Here is a 25,510-nt window from a genome sequence, read left to right on the forward strand (position 1 = left end):
TTTTTAAATAATTAATCTAACTTTTTACAATTGGTACTCTCTATTATTAGTCGTTAAATCTAATATTCCTAATAGAATATAAATTAGGATTTCTGAATTTTGCCACCATACACATCACGGAAAATTTCATTTGTTTTATCGTCTTCATTATTAATACGAACACGCTCAACTTTATGACGATCATTATCTTCGCCAGATACGCGATCAACACGACTATGATCTAAATTACTCAATAATGTTAATTCCGTTTGGAATTCTTGAATCCCTTTTAGCATATCACCATTCATTGGTGCACCATTTTGTAAAGCACGATATAAAGCGGCTGCAAATTCATAGCGAGTCAAATTACGGTCACCTTTATATTCACCATCAGGATACCCTTTTAATAAGCCTCTATTCGCTAATGATTTAACAAACTGATAGGCCCAATGCTCTTTAGGTAAGTCTTGGAAATTAGTTTCCGTAGTAGCCATAGCTGGTGTGCCAATAGGAACCGTGCTATTTCTTAATTTAGCAATTTCAGCACTTTGTGCCTGTAATTGAGCACTTTGTGCTTTAACAATTTCTTTAAGTGCTTCTACATCTTTAGCCAAAGCAACTTTAGAATTATTAACACCACTACTTTGACCAAGTTTGAAACTTACGCCAGCATTAACCATATTTTCGCCACCGCCAAAGCTACCGCCAATACTAAACATAGTATCTTCGTTAGGACGATAATAAGCACCTACAGCAGCTGCATTAGCACCACGATAATTACCATAGCCTGCGGAGAAATCCCACTTGTCATCTGGATTAAAGTCTAATGGTTGAAGGGCTGCTAACGCTGCCGAAGCCGCACCAACACGATCAATACGATTACCAAGTTTAGACACAGCACCGCCAATAGCATTTACGGTTTTATTAGTTTCTTCTAAGTGATTTCCTAATTCAGATACTGTACCACTAATAGCATTTACCACTTGATTAGTAGCATGTAATTGACCACCATTAATAGCATCAGTAGAACCTTCACCGATTCGACCAGCTCCTACATTAGTCACCGCATTGCCACCAGCATCAATCCCTGCTTTAGTGATAGATGGACCATTAGCAATTGTTAACCCTTCACTAGTAAGTGCCGTATTGCCAATAGTTACACCACTATTATTAACCGTTGTGCTTCCAATACTTACCGAACCTTCATTGCCAAGATTTACATCCTTAGCCAATTTAATGGTCATTATATTGCCCTCAGCAACAACGCCAATATTATTATTTGAAAGTTTAGCCGTCTCGGTAATACCACCAGTAATACGCAATGCTTCACCAAAGCCAATGGATGCAACACCTACATCACCGTTAAAGTCTCGTTTACCCTGAATTTTATCATCTAAATCTTTTAGTTGACCTTCGGTAGCCGCTCTATTAGCTACAAAACCATTTGCCTCAGGCTTCCAAGATGTATTACCTAAGCCCGTCACATAATTGCCGGTAGTTGGACCACCAATCATATTACCGTCACTATCAACTGGTTGAGAAGACTGATTTCCTATTTTGATACCTGTTTGACCACCAACTGTAATCGTGCCTTCCTTCTCACCATCAATAGCAATGGCTTTATCGCCTTTACCTAATGTAATAGAATCATTAAGGTTTACTTTGTTCGTATTCTCATCAACAGTAATATTTTTACCATCTTGAGCTTTTACAGCATTGGCCGCTTTAGTAGCTTCTGTTTTAGCAATTGTTTCCACATCGCCAATGTTAGCACCATTACTATATGATTTCTCAGAGTAAACATGATTCCCCTTTTCATCTTTTACATAGGTGCCATCAGCGTTTTTATCACCACCACTAGCTACATTAGTAAGTTGTGTATTGCCTGCATTAATACCCTCTTTGGTAATACTAATTTGAGAGTCTTTAATAGTGATTTCACCAGCATCTACTTTATTAGTATCTACACCAGACTGATTAATTGTAGTATCACCAGCTTTTATAGTATCTGCATTCACTGTACCGGCATTCACTGTACCGGCTATAACAGAACCATCTTTACCTAAGTTAACATCTTTGTTAAGACTAATTTCTACAGCATTATCTTTTACTTTAGTTGTAATATTAGAAACGCCTGTATTAGAAGTTTCACCAGTAGATGTCCCTTCGGTTATGCCACCTTTAATTTGGATAGCTTTACCAAGATCTTGTTTAGCGGATATTAACTTACCATCGGCATCTGTATTTTCACCAGTTAAAGCAAAACCACCAGTCGCATTAGGTCCCGTACCATTGGTTACAGACTGTACTGCCTTGGATACAACTTCAAGCTGATCTTCTGTCGCTGCACGACCAGATACAATATCTGGATTTGCTGTATTCCATTCTGTATTCGTTAAACCAGTAACGAAATTACCTTCTTTTGTTACGCCACCTTTAGTCGTAACTGATTGTGCACCTACTTTTACGGTTCCAGCAGTCACAGTATTTAAACCAATAATATCTTTAGCTAAGCGTACATCAAGAACAGCATTGCCGTCTTTATCTTTCGTCGCTACCACACCAACATTGTTAGCGTCAGATAAAGCATCGCTCTCAGTTACACCACCAGATACAGTGACTTTCTTATTTAATTTAACTGCTGCACTGCCTTGGTCGCCAGCATATACCATGCCATCATCAAGGGTCGCCACTTCATGCGTTGTACCTGCTTGGTCTTCGTATACGATACGAGTTAAGCCATCTTTACCATTTTGACCACTTACACCATCAACACCTGGTTGGCCTTCTATTACATGGATGTCAGCAGAAGTAGATTGTCCATCTTTGCCTGGTGCACCAGTTAAACCGATGTGGCCTTCAGAGCCGTCTTTACCATCTTTGCCATTTTTAGCAGAAATAGTTACGCCATCTTTACCATCTTTGCCTTTGACACTAATGCCATCTTTGCCATCAATGCCTACGCCAGACTTACCATCAGCACCATTGATACCCATCTTGCCATCAACGCCATCTTTGCCGTCTTTACCTGGGCCACCAATGGATACATCACCAGTTAAGCCTACCGTAATCTTACCGGTTGTTGGATCTGCCACAGTTGAGATATTTTGACCATCCCCAACGATTTGTAAAGTATCACCAAGGTTACGATGTACTTTAGTACCATTGTCATCAGAGAAGTTTAAGCCTTTTTGCTCAGCTTCACTAGCAAAGTGTTTCACATCACCAATATTCGCTGCATTGGTATTATTATCATATACTGGTTTATCGTTTGCATCCTTACCAGAAGCACCACTAGCTACGTTCTGAATTTGTGTACCATCAGCATCGCCTTCAAGAGATACCTTATTTTTATTGATTGTGCCATCATCATTCAAATCATACTTAACAGCACGATCATTTAGATGATTTAAACCAGCAGCAGATGCCACATCATCAATAACAACATCTTCAATGGCCGCATTAGGATCATTAACATTTTTCACCTTCAACGTCACTTTATTATCAGTTACTTTATATGCACCATTAGAACCATCAGCTGGATTTTGGATTAAACGATAGTCTGTTTTAGCATTAATTTTTTCTGTTAAATCACCAGATACTACTTTCAATTGATCTTCTGTAGCTGCACGGCCAGATACAATATCTGGATTTTTTGTATTCCAGTCTGTATTCGTTAAACCAGTAACGAAATTACCAGTTTCTGTTACCTTGCCTTCAGTCGTAGCCGATTGTGCACCTACTTTTGCGGTTCCAGCAGTCACAGTATTTAAACCAGTAATATCTTTAGCTAAGCGTACATCAAGAACAGCATTGCCGTCTTTATCTTTCGTCGCTACTACACCAATATTATCATCAGTAGACAACGCTTTGCTATCAGTTACGCCACCCGATACAGTGACTTTTTTATTTAATTTAACTGCTGCACTGCCTTGGTCACCAGCATATACCATGCCATCATCAAGGGTCGCCACTTCATGCGTTGTACCCGCTTGGTCTTCGTATACGATGCGAGTTAAACCATCTTTACCTGGAGTTCCACCAACACCTGGTTGTCCTTCTATTACATGAATGTCTGCAGAAGTAGATTGTCCATCTTTACCCGGCGCACCGGTTAAACCGATGTGGCCTTCAGAACCGTCTTTACCATCTTTGCCATTTTTAGCAGAAATAGTTACGCCATCTTTACCATCTTTGCCTTTGACACTAATGCCATCTTTGCCATCAATGCCTACGCCAGATTTACCATCAGCACCATTGATACCCATCTTGCCATCAACGCCATCTTTGCCGTCTTTACCTGGGCCACCAATAGATACATCACCAGTTAAGCCTACCGTAATCTTACCGGTTGTTGGATCTGCCACAGTTGAGATATTTTGACCATCCCCAACGATTTGTAAAGTATCACCAAGGTTACGATGTACTTTAGTACCTTTGTCATCGGAGAAGTTTAAGCCTTTAGTTGTTACATCAGAGCTAATGCCATCAACAGCTGCTTTCACTTGACCTTCCGTAGCGGCACGATTCTCTACAATACCCTCGGTACTTGGATTCCAAGTCGTATTATCTAGACCAGTCACATAATTTTCAGTTTTAGCAGTACCACTAGTTTTATTACCATCAGCATCAATCACAGTAGGTGTTACTTCTTGCTTACCAATTACTATGCCTGGTTTACCATCATTGCCATCGTTACCGTCTTGACCATTTACAACGATTTTGTCAGCACCGATAGTAGTTGTACTCTTAGTACCTTCTGCACCAGCTTCACTACCTTCAGCCGGTGTAGTCTTCGTAATCGTTACACCATCGTTATTTACAATTGTATCACCTGTAGTCACAGAACCTGTGTTACCAAGATTGATATCTTTAGCTAATTGGACTTTTAATTTTCCGTCAGCCGTTGCATTCACACCAATATTTTTATCAGTTAATATATTAGCATCGGCACCACCGATAATATCTAATTGTTCATTAAGTTTTTTCTTAATGACTTTAGATTCATCAGTTACCCCTTCAGCATTTGGCTGTCCATTATCACCGGCATATTTTTGGCCATCTTCAAGTGTCGCTACTTGATGTGTCGCACCCGTTTCATCTTCATATACAATACGAGTTAAACCATCTTTACCAGCTTCACCATCAGCGCCTTTAACACCATTAACGCCTGGTTCACCTTTAATAACATGGATGTCTGCTGAAGAGCCTGGCTTACCATCTTTACCAGGTGCGCCAGTCAAGCCAATATGACCTTCAGAGCCAGGAATGCCGTCTTCACCATCTTTGCCATCCTTAGCATAGATAGTAACACCATCTTTACCATCAGCCCCTTTAACGCTAATGCCATCTTTACCATCAATACCTACGCCAGACTTACCATCAGCACCATTAATACCCATCTTACCATCAACGCCATCTTTGCCGTCTTTACCTGGGCCACCAATAGATATATCACCAGTTAAGCCTACCGTAATCTTACCGGTTGTTGGATCTGCTACAGTTGCAATATTTTGACCATCACCAATGATTTGTAAGGTATCGCCAAGATTACGATGTACTGTAGCACCTGTATCACCGGAGAAGTTTAAGCCTTTTTGTTCTGCTTCACTAGCAAAGTGTTTCACATCACCAATATTCGCTGCATTTGTATCATTATCATATACTGGTTTATCGTTTGCATCCTTACCAGAAGCACCACTAGTGAGATTTGTAATCTGATCATTACCAGCATCAATACCAGCAGTAGTTACCGATGGACCATTAGCAATTGTCAAGCCACTATCCGTAACTGTAGTCGTGCCATTGGAACCAACAACAGTTAAACTATCTTTATTAAGACTAGTTACAGGATTTACTGGCTTACCATTTTCATCAACTTCAGCACCATTAGGTGTAAAGTTAATGGAACCATCTTCAGTAAGGTTAACATCTTTCGCTAATTGAACTTTTAATTCTCCATCAGCTGTTGCATTAACCCCAATATTGTTATCCGTTAATGTATCAGCCTCAGCGCCACCGATGATGTTTAATTGTTCATTAAGTGTCTTAGAAATTACTTTATCAGCTTTGTTATCCCCAGCAAATTTCAAGCCATCATCCATGGTCGCTACATTATGACCATCTACATCTAAACGAGTGGCTGGCTTACCATCTAAGGTATTAACTACATCACCCATAGCAATTGTTACAGATGGATTAGTAGGTTGGCCATTTGTGCCCGTTACTGGTTCGCCTTTAATAGTAATTGTGCCACTTTCACCATTAAGAGCCACACCGGAACCGTCTTTGCCATTAGCAGATACAGAACCTTTATCACCATCAACAACAGCAGAGGTACCATCTTGGCCCTTAGCTGTCACTGTGCCTGTTGCGCCATCAATCGCTACGGAAGAACCATCTTTACCATTGACTGCAAGAGCGCCGTCTTTACCTTCAACTGCATTGCCTTCACCGTCAACACCGTCTTTGGAACCTAAGCTTACGTTATTGCTCAAGCCCACTTCGATAGTTCCATTTGTGCTGTCAGTCGAAGTTACAACACCATCTTTACCAACAATGCCTAAAGTCTGACCCAATTCACGTTTAACAGTGCCCTTGTCATCAGCTGTAAAGGTTAAGCCTTTTTCTACTACAGCATCTGTCGCTGCTTTTACTTGCCCTTCAGTGGCGGCACGATTTTCTACAATACCGTCTTTACTTGGATTCCAAGTGGTATTGTCTAAACCAGTCACATAATTACCTGTTGTCGCCGTACCAGTAGATTCCTTGCCATCGCTTGCAATCACAGTTGGAGTGACTTCTTGATTACCAATTACTACGCCTGGTTTACCATTTTCACCACTTGTAGTATTAACAACAACTTTGTCTGCCCCAATAGTAGTAGTCGCACTTGGCGTTGTAGCGCCTTCTTCAGTGTTAACTACGGTTAAGCCATCTTTATTTAATGTTGTAGTACCTACATCACCAAAAGAAACGCTACCAGTATCACCTAAATTTAAGTTTGGATTTAAAGAGACTTCAAATTCTTTGCCCTTTGTTGCATTAAGTTTTGTCTGCTCCACTTTAATGTTAGTTTCGCCAGCTTTAGCCACTACAGATTCTTCTTTATTGGCATTTGTAAGCGCTGTCATAGCCTCATTGGAAAGACCTACAGTATATCCAGTGGTACGATCCGCAGCCGTACTTGCAGTGCTCTCTACGGTAATGTAGTTTTGGCCTGTAGCCGCACCTACAGTGGCTTTATCTGCACTTACTACATAAGTTGTAGGCTCACTAGCTGTGCTAGCTATAGTGGAAACAGAAGTATTCACACCAGCCGTTACTTTAGACGTAGCCGCTTTAATCTGACCTACCGTCGCGGCATCGCTGTTATTTACACCATCCGCTAAGCCTGTAATCTTCTTATCGCCCATAGCAATACCAGCATCAGATAGAGTCGGACCATTGGTTACCGTAACTTTATTGGTTGTAATGCCACCCTCATTAGAGATAGAGGTTTGGCCTGCTGTTACCCCTTGGTTAGTAAAGGTATTGTCACCGGCTTTTACACCACTAGCATTCACTGTTGTGGTATTCGTACCATCAGTAAAGATTGCGCTAGTTAAACCAGTTAATTCTTTAGCTAACTGTACTTTTAATTCTCCGCCAGTAGTTGCATTAACACCAATATTTTTGTCGGTTAATTTATTGGCCTCAGCGCCACCAATGATATCTAATTGCTGGTTAAGGGTCTTAGAAATTACTTTATCAGATTTATTATCACCAGCAAATTTCAAGCCATCATCCATGGTCGCTACATTATGACCATCTACATCTAAACGAGTGGCAGGCTTACCATCTAAGGTATTAACTACATCACCAGTAGCAATTGTTACGGATGGAGTTGTTTTATTTTCACCTTCACCCGTTGGATTACCAGTAATTGTGATAGTGCCAGCTTCACCATTAAGAGCCACACCGGAACCGTCTTTGCCATTAGCAGATATAGTGCCTTTATCACCATCAACAACAGCAGAGGTACCATCTTGGCCCTTAGCTGTCACTGTGCCGGTTGCGCCATCGATAGCTACAGAAGAACCATCTTTACCATTGACTGCAAGGGAGCCATCTTTACCTTCCACTTTATTGCCTTCACCGTCAACACCGTCTTTGGAACCTAAGCTTACGTTATTACTCAAGCCCACTTCGATAGTTCCTTTTGTGCTGTCAGTCGAAGTTATAACACCATCTTTACCAACAATGCCTAAAGTCTGACCCAATTCACGTTTAACAGTGCCCTTGTCATCAGCTGTAAAGGTTAAGCCTTTTTCTACTACAGCATCTGTCGCTGCTTTTACTTGCCCTTCCGTGGCGGCACGATTTTCTACAATACCGTCTTTACTTGGATTCCAAGTGGTATTGTCTAAACCAGTCACATAATTACCTGTTGTCGCCGTACCAGTAGATTCCTTGCCATCGCTTGCAATCACAGTTGGGGTGACTTCTTGATTACCAATTACTACGCCTGGTTTACCTTCAACGCCATCTTTACCGTCTTGACCATTTACAACAATTTTGTCCGCACCGATAGTAGTAGTCGCACTTGGCGTTGTAGCGCCTTCTTCAGTTTTAACTACGGTTAAGCCATCTTTATTTAATGTTGTAGTACCTGCATCACCAAAGGAAACGCTACCAGTATCACCTAAATTCAAGTTTGGATTTAAAGAGACTTCAAACTCTTTGCCCTTTGTTGCATTAAGTTTTGTCTGCTCCACTTTAATGTTAGTTTCGCCAGCTTTAGCCACTACAGATTCTTCTTTATTGGCATTTGTAAGTGCTGTTATAGCCTCACTGGAAAGCCCTACAGTATATCCAGTTGTACGATCCTCAGCCGTACTTGCAGTGCTTTCTACGGTAATGTAGTTTTGACCTGTAGCTGCACCTACAGTGGCTTTATCTGCGCTTACTACATAAGTTGTAGGCTCACTAGCTGTGCTAGCTATAGTGGAAACAGAAGTATTAACACCAGCCGTTACTTTAGACGTAGCCGCTTTAATCTGACCTACCGTCGCGGCATCGCTGTTGTTTACACCATCCGCTAAGCCTGTAATTTTTTTATCGCCCATAGCAATACCAGCATCAGATAGCGTAGGACCATTGGTTACCGTAACTTTATTGGTTGTAATGCCACCCTCATTAGAGATGGAGGTTTGTCCTGCTGTTAATCCTTGATTAGTAAAGGTATTGTTACCGGCTTTTACACCACTAGCATTCACTGTTGTAGTGTTAGTACCATCAGTAAAGATTGCGCTAGTTAAACCAGTTAATTCTTTAGCTAATTGAACTTTTAGTTTTCCGTCATCTGTTGCATTAACCCCGATATTGTTATCCGTTAATGCATTAGCATCCGCACCACCAATGATGTCTAATTTTTCATTAAGTTTCTTCTTAATAATTTTAGAATCATCAGTTACGCCTTCAGCATTTGGTTGACCATTATCGCCGGCATATTTTTGACCGTCTTCAAGTGTTGCTACTTGATGGGTCTCCCCCGTTTCATCTTCATACACAATACGAGTTAAACCATCTTTACCAGCTTCACCGTCAGCGCCTTTAACACCATTAACGCCTGGTTCACCTTTAATAACATGGATGTCTGCCGAAGAACCTGGCTTACCATCCTTACCAGGTGCGCCAGTCAAGCCAATATGACCTTCAGAGCCAGGAATGCCGTCTTCACCATCTTTGCCATCCTTAGCGTAGATAGTAACACCATCTTTACCATCAGCGCCTTTAACGCTAATGCCATCTTTGCCATCAATGCCTACGCCAGATTTACCATCGGCACCGTTAACACCAACAGAGCCATTCACGCCGTCTTTGCCATTTACGCCATCTTTGCCACCGATAGTCACTTCGTTGCTTAAACCAATAGTAACCGTTTTATCTTCCGCATTGGCTTCTGTCGTAATGCCATTACCACCGGCAAGCTTAATTGTACTGCCCAAATCTTGTTTAACTTCCACAGATTTGCCATTGCCATCTGTATTGTCAGCCGTTAAACCAAATGGACCAGCGGCTTCAGGTAATTGGATTCCGTCAACAATACGTTTAACATCGTCAATATTAGCTGCATTGGAGCCAATATCACCACCACTTGCTACATTAGAGATCTGCTGACTACCAGCACTAATACCGTCTTTCGTAATGGCGATGTTCTTCGTTGCATCACCTGTCGGATTAGCGATTGTTAAACCATTATTATTTAAAATGGTAGTCGTATTATCTGTTGGATTACCAAAGTTAATAGAACCTGCATTAGTAAGATTAATGTCTTTTACTAATTGAACTTTTAACTCTCCACTAGCCGTTGCATTAACACCAATATTTTTGTCGGTTAATTTATTGGCCTCAGCGCCACCAATGATATCTAATTGCTGGTTAAGGGTCTTAGAAATTACTTTATCAGCTTTATTATCACCAGCAAATTTCAAGCCATCATCCATGGTTGCTACATTATGACCATCTACATCTAAACGAGTGGCGGGCTTGCCATCTAAGGTATTAACTACATCACCAGTAGCAATTGTTACGGATGGAGTTGTTTTGTTTTCACCTTCACCCGTTGGATTGCCAGTAATTGTGATAGTGCCATCTTCACCATTAAGAGCCACACCGGAACCGTCTTTGCCATTAGCAGATACAGAACCTTTATCGCCATCAACAACAGCAGAGGTACCATCTTGGCCCTTAGCTGTCACTGTGCCAGTTGCGCCATCGATAGCTACGGAAGAACCATCTTTACCATTTACTGCAAGGGAGCCGTCTTTGCCTTCACCGTCAACACCGTCTTTGGAACCTAAGCTTACGTTATTGCTTAAGCCCACTTCGATGTTTCCTTTTGTGCTGTCAGTCGAAGTTACAACACCATCTTTACCAACAATACCTAAAGTCTGACCCAATTCACGTTTAACAGTGCCCTTATCATCAGCTGTGAAGATTAGGCCTTTTTGTGCTACAGCATCCGTCGCTGCTTTTACTTGCCCTTCAGTGGCGGCACGATTTTCTACAATACCGTCTTTACTTGGATTCCAAGTGGTATTGTCTAAACCAGTCACATAATTACCTGTTGTCGCCGTACCAGTAGATTCCTTGCCATCGGTTGCAATCACAGTTGGAGTGACTTCTTGATTACCAATTACTACGCCTGGTTTACCATTTTCACCACTTGTAGTATTAACAACAACTTTGTCTGCCCCAATAGTAGTAGTCGCACTTGGCGTTGTAGCGCCTTCTTCAGTTTTAACTACGGTTAAGCCATCTTTATTTAATGTTGTAGTACCTACATCACCAAAAGAAACGCTACCAGTATCACCTAAATTTAAGTTTGGATTTAAAGAGACTTCAAACTCTTTGCCCTTTGTTGCATTAAGTTTTGTCTGCTCCACTTTAATGTTAGTTTCGCCAGCTTTAGCCACTACAGATTCTTCTTTATTGGCATTTGCAAGTGCTGTTTTAGCCGCATCGCTTAAGCCTACAGTATATCCAGTGGTACGATCCGCAGCCGTACTTTCAGTGCTCTCTACGGTAATGTAGTTTTGGCCTGTAGCCGCACTAACAGTCGCTTTATCTGCGCTTACTACATAAGTTGTAGGCTCACTGGCTGTGCTAGCTATAGTGGAAACAGAAGTATTAACACCAGCCGTTACTTTAGACGTAGCCGCTTTAATCTGACCTACCGTCGCGGCATCGCTGTTGTTTACACCATCCGCTAAGCCTGTAATTTTTTTATCGCCCATAGCAATACCAGCATCAGATAGCGTAGGACCATTGGTTACCGTAACTTTATTGGTTGTAATGCCACCCTCATTAGAGATGGAGGTTTGTCCTGCGGTTAACCCTTGATTAGTAAATGAATTGTCACCGGCTTTTACACCACTAGCATTCACTATTGTAGTATTCGTACCATCGGTAAAGGTTGCGCTAGTTAAACCAGTTAATTCTTTAGCTAACTGTACTTTTAATTCTCCGCCAGTGGTTGCATTAACACCAATATTTTTGTCGGTTAATTTATTGGCCTCAGCGCCACCAATGATATCTAATTGCTGGTTAAGGGTCTTAGAAATTACTTTATCAGCTTTATTATCACCAGCAAATTTCAAGCCATCATCCATGGTCGCTACATTATGACCATCTACATCTAAACGAGTGGCTGGCTTACCATCTAAGGTATTAACTACATCACCCGTAGTAATTGTTACGGATGGAGTTGTTTTATTTTCACCTTCACCCGTTGGATTACCAGTAATTGTGATAGTGCCGTCTTCACCATTAAGAGCCACACCGGAACCGTCTTTGCCATTAGCAGATACAGAACCTTTATCGCCATCAACAACAGCAGAGGTACCATCTTGCCCCTTAGCTGTCACTGTGCCGGTTGCGCCATCGATAGCTACAGAAGAACCATCTTTACCATTGACTGCAAGGGAGCCATCTTTACCTTCCACTTTATTGCCTTCACCGTCAACACCGTCTTTGGAACCTAAGCTTACGTTATTACTCAAGCCCACTTCGATAGTTCCTTTTGTGCTGTCAGTCGAAGTTATAACACCATCTTTACCAACAATGCCTAAAGTCTGACCCAATTCACGTTTAACAGTGCCCTTGTCATCAGCTGTAAAGGTTAAGCCTTTTTGTGCTACAGCATCCGTCGCTGCTTTTACTTGCCCTTCAGTGGCAGCACGATTTTCTACAATACCATCTGTACTTAGATTCCAAGTAGTATTATCTAAACCAGTCACATAATTACCAGTTTTAGCCGTACCACTAGATTCCTTGCCATCGGTTGCAATCACAGTTGGAGTGACTTCTTGATTACCAATTACTACGCCTGGTTTACCATTTTCACCACTTGTAGTATTAACAACAACTTTGTCTGCCCCAATAGTAGTAGTCGCACTTGGCGTTGTAGCGCCTTCTTCAGTGTTAACTACGGTTAAGCCATCTTTATTAAGACTAGTTACAGGGTTTACAAGCTTACCATTTTCATCAACTTCAGCACCATTAGGCGTGAAATTAACAGAACCAGCTTCAGTAAGATTAATGTCTTTAGCTAATTGAACTTTTAGTTTTCCGTCATCTGTTGCATTAACACCAATATTGTTATCCGTTAATGCATTAGCATCAGCACCACCAATGATGTCTAATTTTTCATTAAGTTTCTTCTTAATAATTTTAGAATCATCAGTTACGCCTTCAGCATTTGGTTGACCATTATCGCCGGCATATTTTTGACCGTCTTCAAGTGTTGCTACTTGATGGGTCGCCCCCGTTTCATCTTCATACACAATACGAGTTAAACCATCTTTACCAGCTTCACCGTCAGCGCCTTTAACACCATTAACGCCTGGTTCACCTTTAATAACATGGATGTCTGCCGAAGAACCTGGCTTACCATCCTTACCAGGTGCGCCAGTCAAGCCAATATGACCTTCAGAGCCAGGAATGCCGTCTTCACCATCTTTGCCATCCTTAGCGTAGATAGTAACACCATCTTTACCATCAGCGCCTTTAACGCTAATGCCATCTTTGCCATCAATGCCTACGCCAGATTTACCATCGGCACCGTTAACACCAACAGAGCCATTCACGCCGTCTTTGCCATTTACGCCATCTTTGCCACCGATAGTCACTTCGTTGCTTAAACCAATAGTAACCGTTTTGTCTTCCGCATTGGCTTCTGTCGTAATGCCATTACCACCGGCAAGCTTAATTGTACTGCCCAAATCTTGTTTAACTTCCACAGATTTGCCATTGCCATCTGTATTGTCAGCCGTTAAACCAAATGGACCAGCGGCTTCAGGTAATTGGATTCCGTCAACAATACGTTTAACATCGTCAATATTAGCTGCATTGGAGCCAATATCACCACCACTTGCTACATTAGAGATCTGCTGACTACCAGCACTAATACCGTCTTTCGTAATGGCGATGTTCTTCGTTGCATCACCTGTCGGATTAGCGATTGTTAAACCATTATTATTTAAAATGGTAGTCGTATTATCTGTTGGATTACCAAAGTTAATAGAACCTGCATTAGTAAGATTAATGTCTTTTACTAATTGAACTTTTAACTCTCCACTAGCCGTTGCATTAACACCAATATTTTTATCCGTTAATGTATCAGCATCAGCACCACCAATGATGTTTAATTGTTCATTAAGCTTTTTAGAAATTACTTGCTTAGCTTTATTATCCCCAGCAAATTTCAAGCCATCATCCATGGTTGCTACATTATGACCATCTACATCTAAACGAGTGGCGGGCTTGCCATCTAAGGTATTAACTACATCACCAGTAGCAATTGTTACGGATGGAGTTGTTTTGTTTTCACCTTCACCCGTTGGATTGCCAGTAATTGTGATAGTGCCATCTTCACCATTAAGAGCCACACCGGAACCGTCTTTGCCATTAGCAGATACAGAACCTTTATCGCCATCAACAACAGCAGAGGTACCATCTTGGCCCTTAGCTGTCACTGTGCCAGTTGCGCCATCGATAGCTACGGAAGAACCATCTTTACCATTTACTGCAAGGGAGCCGTCTTTGCCTTCACCGTCAACACCGTCTTTGGAACCTAAGCTTACGTTATTGCTTAAGCCCACTTCGATGTTTCCTTTTGTGCTGTCAGTCGAAGTTACAACACCATCTTTACCAACAATACCTAAAGTCTGACCCAATTCACGTTTAACAGTGCCCTTATCATCAGCTGTGAAGATTAGGCCTTTTTGTGCTACAGCATCCGTCGCTGCTTTTACTTGCCCTTCAGTGGCGGCACGATTTTCTACAATACCGTCTTTACTTGGATTCCAAGTGGTATTGTCTAAACCAGTCACATAATTACCTGTTGTCGCCGTACCAGTAGATTCCTTGCCATCGGTTGCAATCACAGTTGGGGTGACTTCTTGATTACCAATTACTACGCCTGGTTTACCATTTTCACCACTTGTAGTATTAACAACAACTTTGTCTGCCCCAATAGTAGTAGTCGCACTTGGCGTTGTAACGCCTTCTTCAGTTTTAACTACGGTTAAGCCATCTTTATTTAATGTTGTAGTACCTACATCACCAAAAGAAACGCTACCAGTATCACCTAAATTTAAGTTTGGATTTAAAGAGACTTCAAACTCTTTGCCCTTTGTTGCATTAAGTTTTGTCTGCTCCACTTTAATGTTAGTTTCGCCAGCTTTAGCCACTACAGATTCTTCTTTATTGGCATTTGCAAGTGCTGTTTTAGCCGCATCGCTTAAGCCTACAGTATATCCAGTGGTACGATCCGCAGCCGTACTTTCAGTGCTCTCTACGGTAATGTAGTTTTGGCCTGTAGCCGCACTAACAGTCGCTTTATCTGCGCTTACTACATAAGTTGTAGGCTCACTGGCTGTGCTAGCTATAGTGGAAACAGAAGTATTAACACCAGCCGTTACTTTAGACGTAGCCGCTTTAATCTGACCTACCGTCGCGGCATCGCTGTTGTTTACACCATCCGCTAAGCCTGTAATCTTTTTATCGCCCATAGCAATACCATCATCAGATAGCGTAGGACCATTAGTTACCGTAACTTTATTGGTTGTAATGCCACCATCATTAGAGATAGAAGTTTGACCTGCGGTTAACCCTTGATTCGTAAAGGTATTGTTACCAGCTTTTACACCACTAGCATTCACTGTTGTAGTATTAATACCATCAGTAAAGATTGCGCTAGTTAAACCAGTTAATTCTTTAGCTAACTGTACTTTTAATTCTCCACCAGCTGTTGCATTAACCCCGATATTGTTATCCGTTAATTTATTGGCCTCAGCACCACCAATGATGTTTAATTGTTCATTAAGCTTTTTAGAAATTACTTGCTTAGCTTTATTATCACCAGCAAATTTCAAGCCATCATCCATGGTCGCTACATTATGACCATCTACATCTAAACGAGTGGCTGGCTTACCATCTAAGGTATTAACTACATCACCAGTAGCAATTGTTACGGATGGAGTTGTTTTGTTTTCACCTTCACCCGTTGGATTGCCAGTAATTGTGATAGTGCCATCTTCACCATTAAGAGCCACACCGGAACCGTCTTTGCCATTAGCAGATACAGAACCTTTATCACCATCAACAACAGCAGAGGTACCATCTTGACCCTTAGCTGTCACTGTGCCTGTTGCGCCATCAATCGCTACGGAAGAACCATCTTTACCATGTACTGCAATAGAACCGTCTTTACCAGCACCCTTAGAATCAGCTGCTTCTCCAAGCTGTAAGTTATTATCGAGTCCTACTGTAAGAGTACCTGTTTCAGCATTAGCTGTTGTTACAACACCATTTTCGCCCACAACCTTAATGCTTTCTCCTGATGGCTTCGTCACCGTGTTATTATCCCCATCAGATAAAGCAAATTGACCATTACCAGCACTTGGCGCTAAGGTACTAACAATACGTTTAACATCATCTATATTAGCTGCATTAGAACCAGTGTTTCCACCACTAGCCACATTAGAAATTTGTTTATTCCCTGCATTAATACCTGTATTTGTTATAGAAGGACCATTAGCAATGGTTAAGCCGTCTTTATTTAGCGTTGTGCTGCCAGTATTACCAAAAGATACACTGCCATTTGCACCAAGATTTAAATTAGGATTTAGAGAGACTTCAAACTCCTTACCCTGTGTTGCATTAAGTTTTGTCTGCTCTACTTTGATATTAATTTCACCAGCTTTGGCTACTACCGATTCCTCTTTATTGGCATTAGTAAGCGCTGTTTTAGCCGCATCACTTAAGCCTACAGTATACGCAGTGGTTCTGTTGGCCGCCGTACTTGCCGTGCTCGCGACAGTAACATAAGTAGGATCCGCGGTTGCCACAGTAGCTTTATCCGCACTTACAGTATATTTTTTAGGAGCTGCACTTGTGCTATTCGTTGCACTTACCACTGTATTAACCCCAGCCTCTACCACTGGTAATTGTCCAACATTAGCTGCATCACTAGCTACACTCCCAGCTTTAAGATTCGTAATAGGGGTACCGCCCATACTAATTCCAGTATTGTTAATAAATATCTTCTGTCTATAGCCAGGAGCACCTGGAATCTCAACACTAGAAACACTTACAGTATTGCCAGTAATAGTAGTTGTACCATTTCTAAAGCCACTATTATCAATCGTAGTATTACCAGTGGTTACGCTACCTGTTTCACCTAAGTTTAAATTAGGCTTTAAGGACACTTCAAATTGCTTGCCACCTGTAGAGTTTAGTGCACTCTGAGGATTAACAACAAGATTGACTTCACCGTCTTTAGCTACAACCGATTCTTCTTTATTGGCATTAGCTAGTGCTGTTTTAGCCGCATCACTTAAGCCTACGGTATAGGCCGTTGTTCGGTTGGCCGCTGTACTTGCGGTGCTATCTACAGTCAAATAGGTTTCACCAGATTTTGCAGCCAGAGTCGTATGATTAGCGCTTACTGTATATGTTACTGGAGACGATGCCGTACTGTTAGTGGTAGACACAGATACATTTGTGCCAGCTACTACATTAGGAAGTTGTCCTACTGTAGCCGCCGAATTACTCGCTGTACCATTTGCTACATTAGTAATAGGCTTTCCATCCATATTAAGCCCTGTTTTATTTAAAATGATTCGTTTAAAAGAACCATCTGCTTTTGGTATATTAATTTGGTCTACAGTAATTTGATCGCCTAAAATTTTAGTCGTTCCATTAGACAGACCCTCCTTATTAATCACTGTATTACCAACGGTTAAACTACCACTTTCACCTAAGTTTAAATTAGGCTTTAAGGACACTTCAAATTGCTTACCGCCAGTAGCATTTAGTGTACTTTGTGGATTAACAACAAGATTGATTTCACCGTCTTTAGCTACAACCGATTCTTCTTTATTTAATTTACTTTTACTATCAGACGTAAGATCTAATGTATACGCTGTTGTGCTCGTGTTCGCATTCACTGTGGATGTAACAGCCACTACTGAATTAGGGGCTGCTGCCACAGTAGTCTTTACGCCGTTTACAGTATACGTAACTGGTGTGGAGGCTGTACTTGCCGTGCTCGTAACTGTAGTATTTTGCCCTGCTTCTACCTTAGGCAATTGACCAACTGTAGCTGCCCAATTACTACCAGTACCATTCGCTACATTAGTAATAGGCGTACCATCCATATTTAAACCAGTATGATTTAAATAGATTTTGCCACGTGAGCCAGTAGATCCCGGAATACTTAAACTAGCTGTACTTACTCCACTTCCATTAATAACGGTATTACCAGCAGTCACACTACCATTATCACCTAGATTAATATTTCGAGCTAATCTAACCACAAGTGAATCTGTACCATTAGCCTCTACAGCAATATTGCCATCCAAAAATGTAGCGCCACCAAGAGGATTTCCCTTGATTGTAATAGTACTACCAGGCTCACGCACTACATTCGTCCCATAATCACCAGCAAATGTTAATGGTGCCGAAGAGCCACCACCAGCTTTTGACATGGCTGCATACAGCTGTGAACCATTAATAGCATCGGTAGAAGTCGCTGAAATTCGACCTGCTGCCACATTAGTCAAAGTACGCTCTTGACCTGTACTACCAATACTTACAGTACCAGTAGGTTTTGTGCCGGCAAATCCATTATAGGTGACACCACCTACCGTAGCAGTAGTAGTCCCTACAGCCGTTGCTGTTGTAGCACCAGAACCTAAGGCCACACTATTCGCTGTACCTGCTGTGGCACCACGGCCAAAGGCCAACGCATTAGCTACCGTAGCACTGGTACTAAGCCCCATAGCAATGGTATCAGCACCAGTAGCTTGACCTCCACCACTAGCAAAGGAGTTTGCACCAGAAGCCTTAGATGGCGTAATCACTTCTTTTCTATTAACAGTTGCACGCGTTCCACCAGTAGCAAATGAATTCGCACCAGAAGCAATAGCACCACTAAGTGCAACCGCTTCATTAGCAGTCGCTTCACCATTACTCATAGCTAATGCTTGACGCCCAAAGGCTTTAGACTTATCACCACCAATGGCAACAGCGGCCTCCCCCTTAGTAAAGGTCCAGCCAATGGCTACCTGACCAATACCACGATTAGCGGTCTTGTCATTTGCGCCTGTTGGATTCGCTACTTCTAAACCAGCTTTACCGCCACCAATAGCAACAGACGATTTACCATACGCCCAAGAGGCAGCACCTAGTGCCACTGTATTAGCATTACCATTAGCCCTAGCTATATTTTTACCACCACCAATAGCCAAGCCATTGCTAGTTTCACCATAACCACCTTCAAATTGGCCATATATGCCTGTACTATTAGTAGAATCTGTACGTAAATGATAGAATGAATCAACTGCCAGTACACTTGTCACACCAAAAGTGCTTGCTAAAATTGTCGCCACTGCTATGCTTAAACTAATTTTTCGTGTAACTGCTGGAGACTTAGCTTTTGTATGCCCTTTGGCAAATTCCGAGGCTACTACATAACAATTCTTAGTTCTACTCCAAATAATCTTATAAATTTTGTTCAACGAATTATCTCCTTTCAACCTAACCTAAAATTCCTAGCTCACTCACAAAATAAAGTGTAATTAAATACTTATCAGACTATACTATTTTCATCTTGTTTAAAATCAAACTTCATCTTCAACAAAAATAAAAACAACATATTCTCAACGTTCACAGCATCAAAATACACTTTAATTCCTACTAAAACATAACAATAATATTAATAACTTTATTTACATAAGAAACATATTATCACAAAAAATTATTTCTTTCAATTAATCCATGAGTAAAAATCATAGAAAATTTCATCATTCCTTAATGTATTTTCAATATTTTTATTCATCTATTTCTTATATTTTTACAATTAAAAATTAGAGAGCTATTAAAGCCAACACAATCATTCCTATAGTTCTAAATAATTAGATATTATAATGTAACTATACAAAAAATCATTTCGTATATAAATGCATATAAAAAAGAATTTATTCATTTTATTCGATATAATAACAATTCCCATAATTGCAAAATCAGTATAATTAATTGTATAAAATTAGACTTATATACAATATAGACAGCAATAAAACTATTCTTTATCTCCTAAAAGTCCAACTAAATAAAAATGGCGATGAACCCAGTTAAATACTGAATTCATCGCCATTTACAGCAACACATTTTGTTCACCCTTTAAATACTATATATAAATTTAAAACCGCTATAACACCAGATAATTACTGATATTATAACGGTTTTTACCAACACATTTTGTCCTATAACCCTAAATTACTTCTTACCTATTCTCATTAACAATAACTTACATTATCATAAACTAGTCACACATCACCAGATAAAAAGTGGTCAAAAAAATAGCCTAGCGAAAATCGCTAGGCTATCAAAATCTAAAGGCTGGTGCGGGAGAAGGGACTTGAACCCCCACGCCCGAAGGCGCCAGATCCTAAGTCTGGTGCGTCTGCCAATTCCGCCACTCCCGCAACACAGTTATAATACCACATATTACTACAACTCGTCAATATATTTTTTACTAAGTTTTTACAGTCCCTAATTAAAAACATGCTCCAAATACTAAGAGCGCTAAAAATACCCATCACAGTACTTCTAGCGCTTCTAGTTAGGAGATGATGAAAATGTACGCCCATACATTATCATGACAATATATTAACACTTACGTGATAATACCAAACCACATAGCCATGACCTTGCATAGGTTTCATCGTATGTTCGGTTAAGAATTGGAATATATCCAATAAAAAAGCCTTTCCCGACACATGCGAAAAAGGATTTATAATTCTCCTCCCTATCGCTCGTAGGTCAAATGGTGAATGATGAATAGGCAGTTCTCCTGACTTAGCTTCTACGCGCTTCTCGCCTTCCCAGTATTCCCCAGTGACTTAATGAGATTTGCTCAGCTTTACAGTGGCGGGACCGTGTCGGATTTACACCGACTTCTCTATTATGCATTTCTGCACCTATTCCCAACTATGTATTTTATTTATTGTTCACTTTCTATACACGTATAGTACCATGATTTCTATAGATTGTCAATAAAGTTACACTAGATAAGTCATAGGATCAAAAATCAATTAGTTATTTTTTTATATCTAATAAAGAAACTTTCTTTCACCAGTTCTTTATCAATAATCCCCCTCTATCTGCCACTGTTTTAGTGCTGTATCTAATACCGAAGAATCGGTTAGGTCAAATGCATTTCGTAATTCAAAATAATGTATATGTGGATGTGCTTCCATTATTTTACTTAACATCTTTTCAGAAAAAGGTACTGATTTAGCTTGTATAGCATTATTAGTTACTGCTTGTATATGCCTTACCATCTCACCGTATGAAAATACGCCACTAACAACTAACTGTTTTTTTATTATATTCAATTAAATACGATGGTAGCGCTCGAATAGCATACATTTCACATAATTTTAAATCATCAAGTAATGCGAGTTCAACAGTTTCACTAGCATAGGTTTTGAGAAATATTTCACGAGGAATACCAAAAGTAGTCGCCAATTCACAAAGTTCTGCTACTTCAGTCATCTGCTTTTGTTCAACAATCGTTACATATAGTACATCATAGAAAAAGTTCTGTGCCTTATGAGGTGTTAGTAACTCCATCGCTTTATATGCTAAATTTAAAGGTTTAGACGTTATATGCTCAGTATTTTACAACAGGGCTTACAAAGCGACTGAGTAAAAAAAAATGAGCTATATGGATTTGTACATCATCATACCCAGCTTGTTCAGCACGGACAGCGGCCGTAATAAATTGATCGACTACTTCATGAATCTCAGCCTTTGTCATATTATTAATATCTGTTTCATGATACATCCCAGACGCAGACTTTTTATAAAAAGCGCCTAATGCTAATTGACTAAAGGCAGGCGTATTCGTTGCGTGTAAAATATCAACCAATTTTTTATGTTGTGAAATTAGCGAATCATTGGATAATCGCATCATACCACCCATATAAAAATCATTATCTGCTACAGATGTAAAACCTGTAATAATTCCGCCAATATGACCTTTGGCCAATTCTTCATATATGTCATACCCAATATCAGTAGTACCACCATCTGGTGTAGCAATGCCTTCCCATGTATCTGATCTAATAATACGATTGTTAAATGTTACATGATTCAATGTAACTGATTCAAATAATTGCTTCATACTTTCACATCCCATTTTATATACTTTAATTACATTTTTATTACATTGACTAATTTAGTTTCAACTGATGTGCTTATTATAGCAACAAGAGTATTTTTATGTAAGTACACAACTTTTTCTGCCTTACTTTTAATACTTAAAATGTTACGTATAAAACTAACTTGTATCTAAAAGGAGATATTATAAAGAAATGAAAAATGCAACTATACAATATCCTATTGACAGCAATATGACTAATATCAATAAACAAGAATGTCCTATTCTCTATGCCTTACAAATTATCGGACAAAAATGGAAATTACCTATTTTATGGTATTTACACGAACAACAAACAACTCGTTATAATGAATTAAAACGTCGGATTCCAGGCATAACTAACATAATGTTAACAAAATCTTTAAGAGAATTAGAAGAAGCAGGTTTAGTAGCTCGTCATGCCTATGAAACGATTCCTCCTAAAGTAGAATATAGTTTAACAGATGTAGGACTCAATTTATTGCCCACATTAAATGAACTCTACAAATGGGGCGAAACACAAATGAAAAAAAACAAATAATAAAAGGGCTTCTTTGCTAAAATTTATATAGCAAAGAGGCCCTTTTCCGTTAAATTATTATAAACTATTTAGTTTTAATACTAAACGACTTCTACTTTATTTTCTATTTTATGCTCTATTTCATTTTCTACTTCATCTTCTATCGTATATGATTAAGCAATTTCCTTTTTTAATTGGTAAATCAATAATAACAATATAAACCAAATAGGGGTAACAAATAAAGCAACCCGCGTAGCTGGATTAAATGCCAAAGTAACAATAACAAAAGCAAAAAAAGCTAATACTACATAATTTAAAATAGGAAATAAAGGCATTTTAAATGTGCTTTTTGCCGCTAAATCAGGTCTAGCCTTAATGTATTTCATGTGACAAATCGTAATAATCCCCCAAATATAAAGAAAACAAAACGTAGCCACGCTGGTTATAATAACAAATACGCCTTCAGCAATTACATATTGTAACGCTACGACTAAACAAATGACTAAAACGGATAAAAATAAAGCATTAGCAGGTACTTGTTTGTTTGTTAATATTTCTAATATCCCCGGAGCATGGCTACGTTTAGCTAGCGAATAAAGTAAGCGACTCGTGCTAAATACACCGCTATTACAAGCAGAAGCAGCCGAAGTAAGCACAACAAAATTTACTAAAGATGCCGCGCCTACAATACCTACAGCTAAAAATACTTCCACAAATGGACTTCTATCAGGATTTACTGAATCCCATGGAAAAATGCTCATTATAACCCCTAAAGCACCTACATAAAAGAGGATAATACGAATAGGAATACTGTTAATAGATTGAGGTATTACCTTCTTAGGATTTTCTGTTTCACCAGCTGTCAAACCAACTAATTCAATGCCTGCAAACGCAAATACAACCATCTGGAATGATTGGATAAAGCCATCTAATCCTTTAGGAAACCAGCCACCGTGACTCCATAAATTACTAAAACTAGCAATACCTACTGATGTGGGTTGACCTGTCATAATAAAATATATACCTAATACAATAAGGGCTACAATTGCCGCCACTTTTATACAAGCAAACCAAAATTCTAATTCACCAAATAATTTTACTGTCAATAAATTCATCAATAATAATAAAAATAAAGTAACTAAACTCGGTATCCAAGCTTCAATCGAAGGAAACCAATATTTCACATATATACCAACAGCCGTTATATCAGCCATAGCTACTGAAATCCAACAGAACCAATACGTCCAACCTGTAACAAACGCTGTTTTCTCTCCCATATAATCTTGTACAAATTCAATGAATGTATGGTATTTCGTATTAGATAAAAGTAATTCACCTAGGGCTCGCATCATAAGAAAACAAATACCACCGGTAATGATATACGCAAATAAAATAGCTGGCCCTGCTAATGCAATAGAATGGCCTGATCCTAAAAATAGTCCTGTACCAATAGCACCACCAATTGCAATTAATTGAACATGACGATTCTTTAGCCCTCTGGCAAGGGTCTGTTCTTGATTTACCTCTGAGCTCGGCACTGGTTCTAGTTCTTGATTCATCTAATAATTCCCTCCTTTAGGCTAACTATGAACTAATAAATAATTAATAATTATCTATTATAACAGCTTACTGTATAGTTTTTCTATAGAAGTTATAAAAAATACAATATACATATGGTGAATTATGGAAGGATAGGTAGATACGCGAATATACTAAAATATTATATTTTTCCTAAGCACTATTTAAATACGTCCGTTCGGTTGCTGTGGATTTCTCTTCGAGAAATCTTACGCCCCGAACTATGCGATTCGCAATAATTTATGCGTCGCTCTGCTCCTATAAATTATGCTCTCTGCATACCAGGACCACTTCTATTGTACTAATACCAATTGTGTTACCTCTACAATATTGGCTGGAAGCTAACATGATGAGATACGTAGTATCTCATCAGTAAAAGCAAAAGGGCCATACCTTTCGGTATGACCCTTTGCTTTTATTAATCAGCGACTACCTATCCTCCCAGGCCGCTTCCAGCCAAGTACTTTCGGCGTTTACGAGCTTAACTACTGTGTTCGAGATGGGAACAGGTGGACCCTCGTAGCTATCGCCACTGAATCTGTCAGAGCTTGTACTCTGAAAACCACATAGAAGTGTAGATTTTGTAAGTTACACATTAGATAATTTCTATTTATTGAAGTTTCTTACTACATACTAGTATCTGCCATTTACAATATACCTTGTGTCCGGCGCCTGTGGATTTTACTTCGTAAAATCTTACGGCTCGGACTAAAAGATTCACACAAATTTATGCGTCCCTTCGGTCCTGTAAATTTGGTTCACTATTTAAAGTAAAGCCCTCGATCTATTAGTACCAGTCAGCTCCAAGCCTCACAGCTCTTCCACACCTGGCCTATCAACCATGTCGTCTACATGGGATCTTACTAGCTTATGCTATGAGAAACCTCATCTCAAGGCTGGTTTCACGCTTAGATGCTTTCAGCGTTTATCCGTCCCGAACGTAGCTACCCAACTGTACCCTTGGCAGGATAATTGGTACACCAGCGGTTCGTCCACTCCGGTCCTCTCGTACTAGGAGCAGCCCCCTTCAAGTTTCTTCCGCCCGCGATGGATAGGGACCGAACTGTCTCACGACGTTCTGAACCCAGCTCACGTACCACTTTAATCGGCGAACAGCCGAACCCTTGGGACCTACTTCAGCCCCAGGATGTGATGAGCCGACATCGAGGTGCCAAACCTCC

General features: G+C 40.0%; 5 protein-coding genes, 1 tRNA gene, 2 rRNA genes and 1 riboswitch (1 of these 9 running past the window's edge). Of the genes, 1 reads left to right on the forward strand and 7 read right to left on the reverse strand.

All coding sequences use genetic code 11. The features are described 5' to 3' along the window. Positions 1-83: 83 nt before the first annotated feature. The 4 genes from DYE54_RS03635 to DYE54_RS03655 form a co-directional block, all read right to left on the reverse strand. Positions 84-19,547, reverse strand: a complete 19,464-nt coding sequence (locus DYE54_RS03635; RefSeq protein WP_172460550.1) for an ESPR-type extended signal peptide-containing protein — start codon at positions 19,545-19,547, stop codon at positions 84-86. Positions 19,548-20,428: 881 nt separating this feature from the next. Next, positions 20,429-20,513: transfer RNA gene (locus tag DYE54_RS03640), tRNA-Leu, on the reverse strand. Between the two features lie 341 nt (positions 20,514-20,854). Then, positions 20,855-21,027: riboswitch (cobalamin riboswitch) on the reverse strand. Between the two features lie 366 nt (positions 21,028-21,393). Then, positions 21,394-21,699: a DsbA family protein gene (locus DYE54_RS03650; protein WP_281267709.1), complete on the reverse strand. Its 306-nt coding sequence runs from the start codon at positions 21,697-21,699 to the stop codon at positions 21,394-21,396. 4 nt (positions 21,700-21,703) lie between these two features. After that, positions 21,704-22,216: an oxidoreductase gene (locus DYE54_RS03655; protein WP_172460551.1), complete on the reverse strand. Its 513-nt coding sequence runs from the start codon at positions 22,214-22,216 to the stop codon at positions 21,704-21,706. 190 nt (positions 22,217-22,406) lie between these two features. On the opposite strand from DYE54_RS03655, the gene DYE54_RS03660 reads away from it, so the two are divergent. Continuing rightward, positions 22,407-22,772 carry a winged helix-turn-helix transcriptional regulator gene (locus tag DYE54_RS03660; RefSeq protein ID WP_245935684.1) on the forward strand — a complete coding sequence of 122 codons (366 nt, stop codon included), beginning with the start codon at positions 22,407-22,409 and terminating at the stop codon, positions 22,770-22,772. A 152-nt stretch (positions 22,773-22,924) separates the two neighbouring features. Here DYE54_RS03660 and DYE54_RS03665 read toward each other — a convergent pair whose 3' ends face one another. From DYE54_RS03665 to DYE54_RS03675, 3 genes are all read right to left on the reverse strand, one after another. Next, the gene (locus DYE54_RS03665) at positions 22,925-24,310 is read right to left on the reverse strand and encodes an amino acid permease (RefSeq protein WP_115309967.1); all 1,386 of its coding nucleotides are present in this window, start codon (positions 24,308-24,310) and stop codon (positions 22,925-22,927) included. 439 nt (positions 24,311-24,749) lie between these two features. Then, positions 24,750-24,866: ribosomal RNA gene (rrf, locus tag DYE54_RS03670) — 5S ribosomal RNA — on the reverse strand. Positions 24,867-25,096: 230 nt separating this feature from the next. After that, positions 25,097-25,510 (reverse strand): 23S ribosomal RNA (locus DYE54_RS03675) (it continues 2,519 nt past the right edge of the window).

The organism is Veillonella criceti (assembly GCF_900460315.1).
Classification (GTDB): Bacteria; Bacillota; Negativicutes; order Veillonellales; family Veillonellaceae; genus Veillonella_A; species Veillonella_A criceti.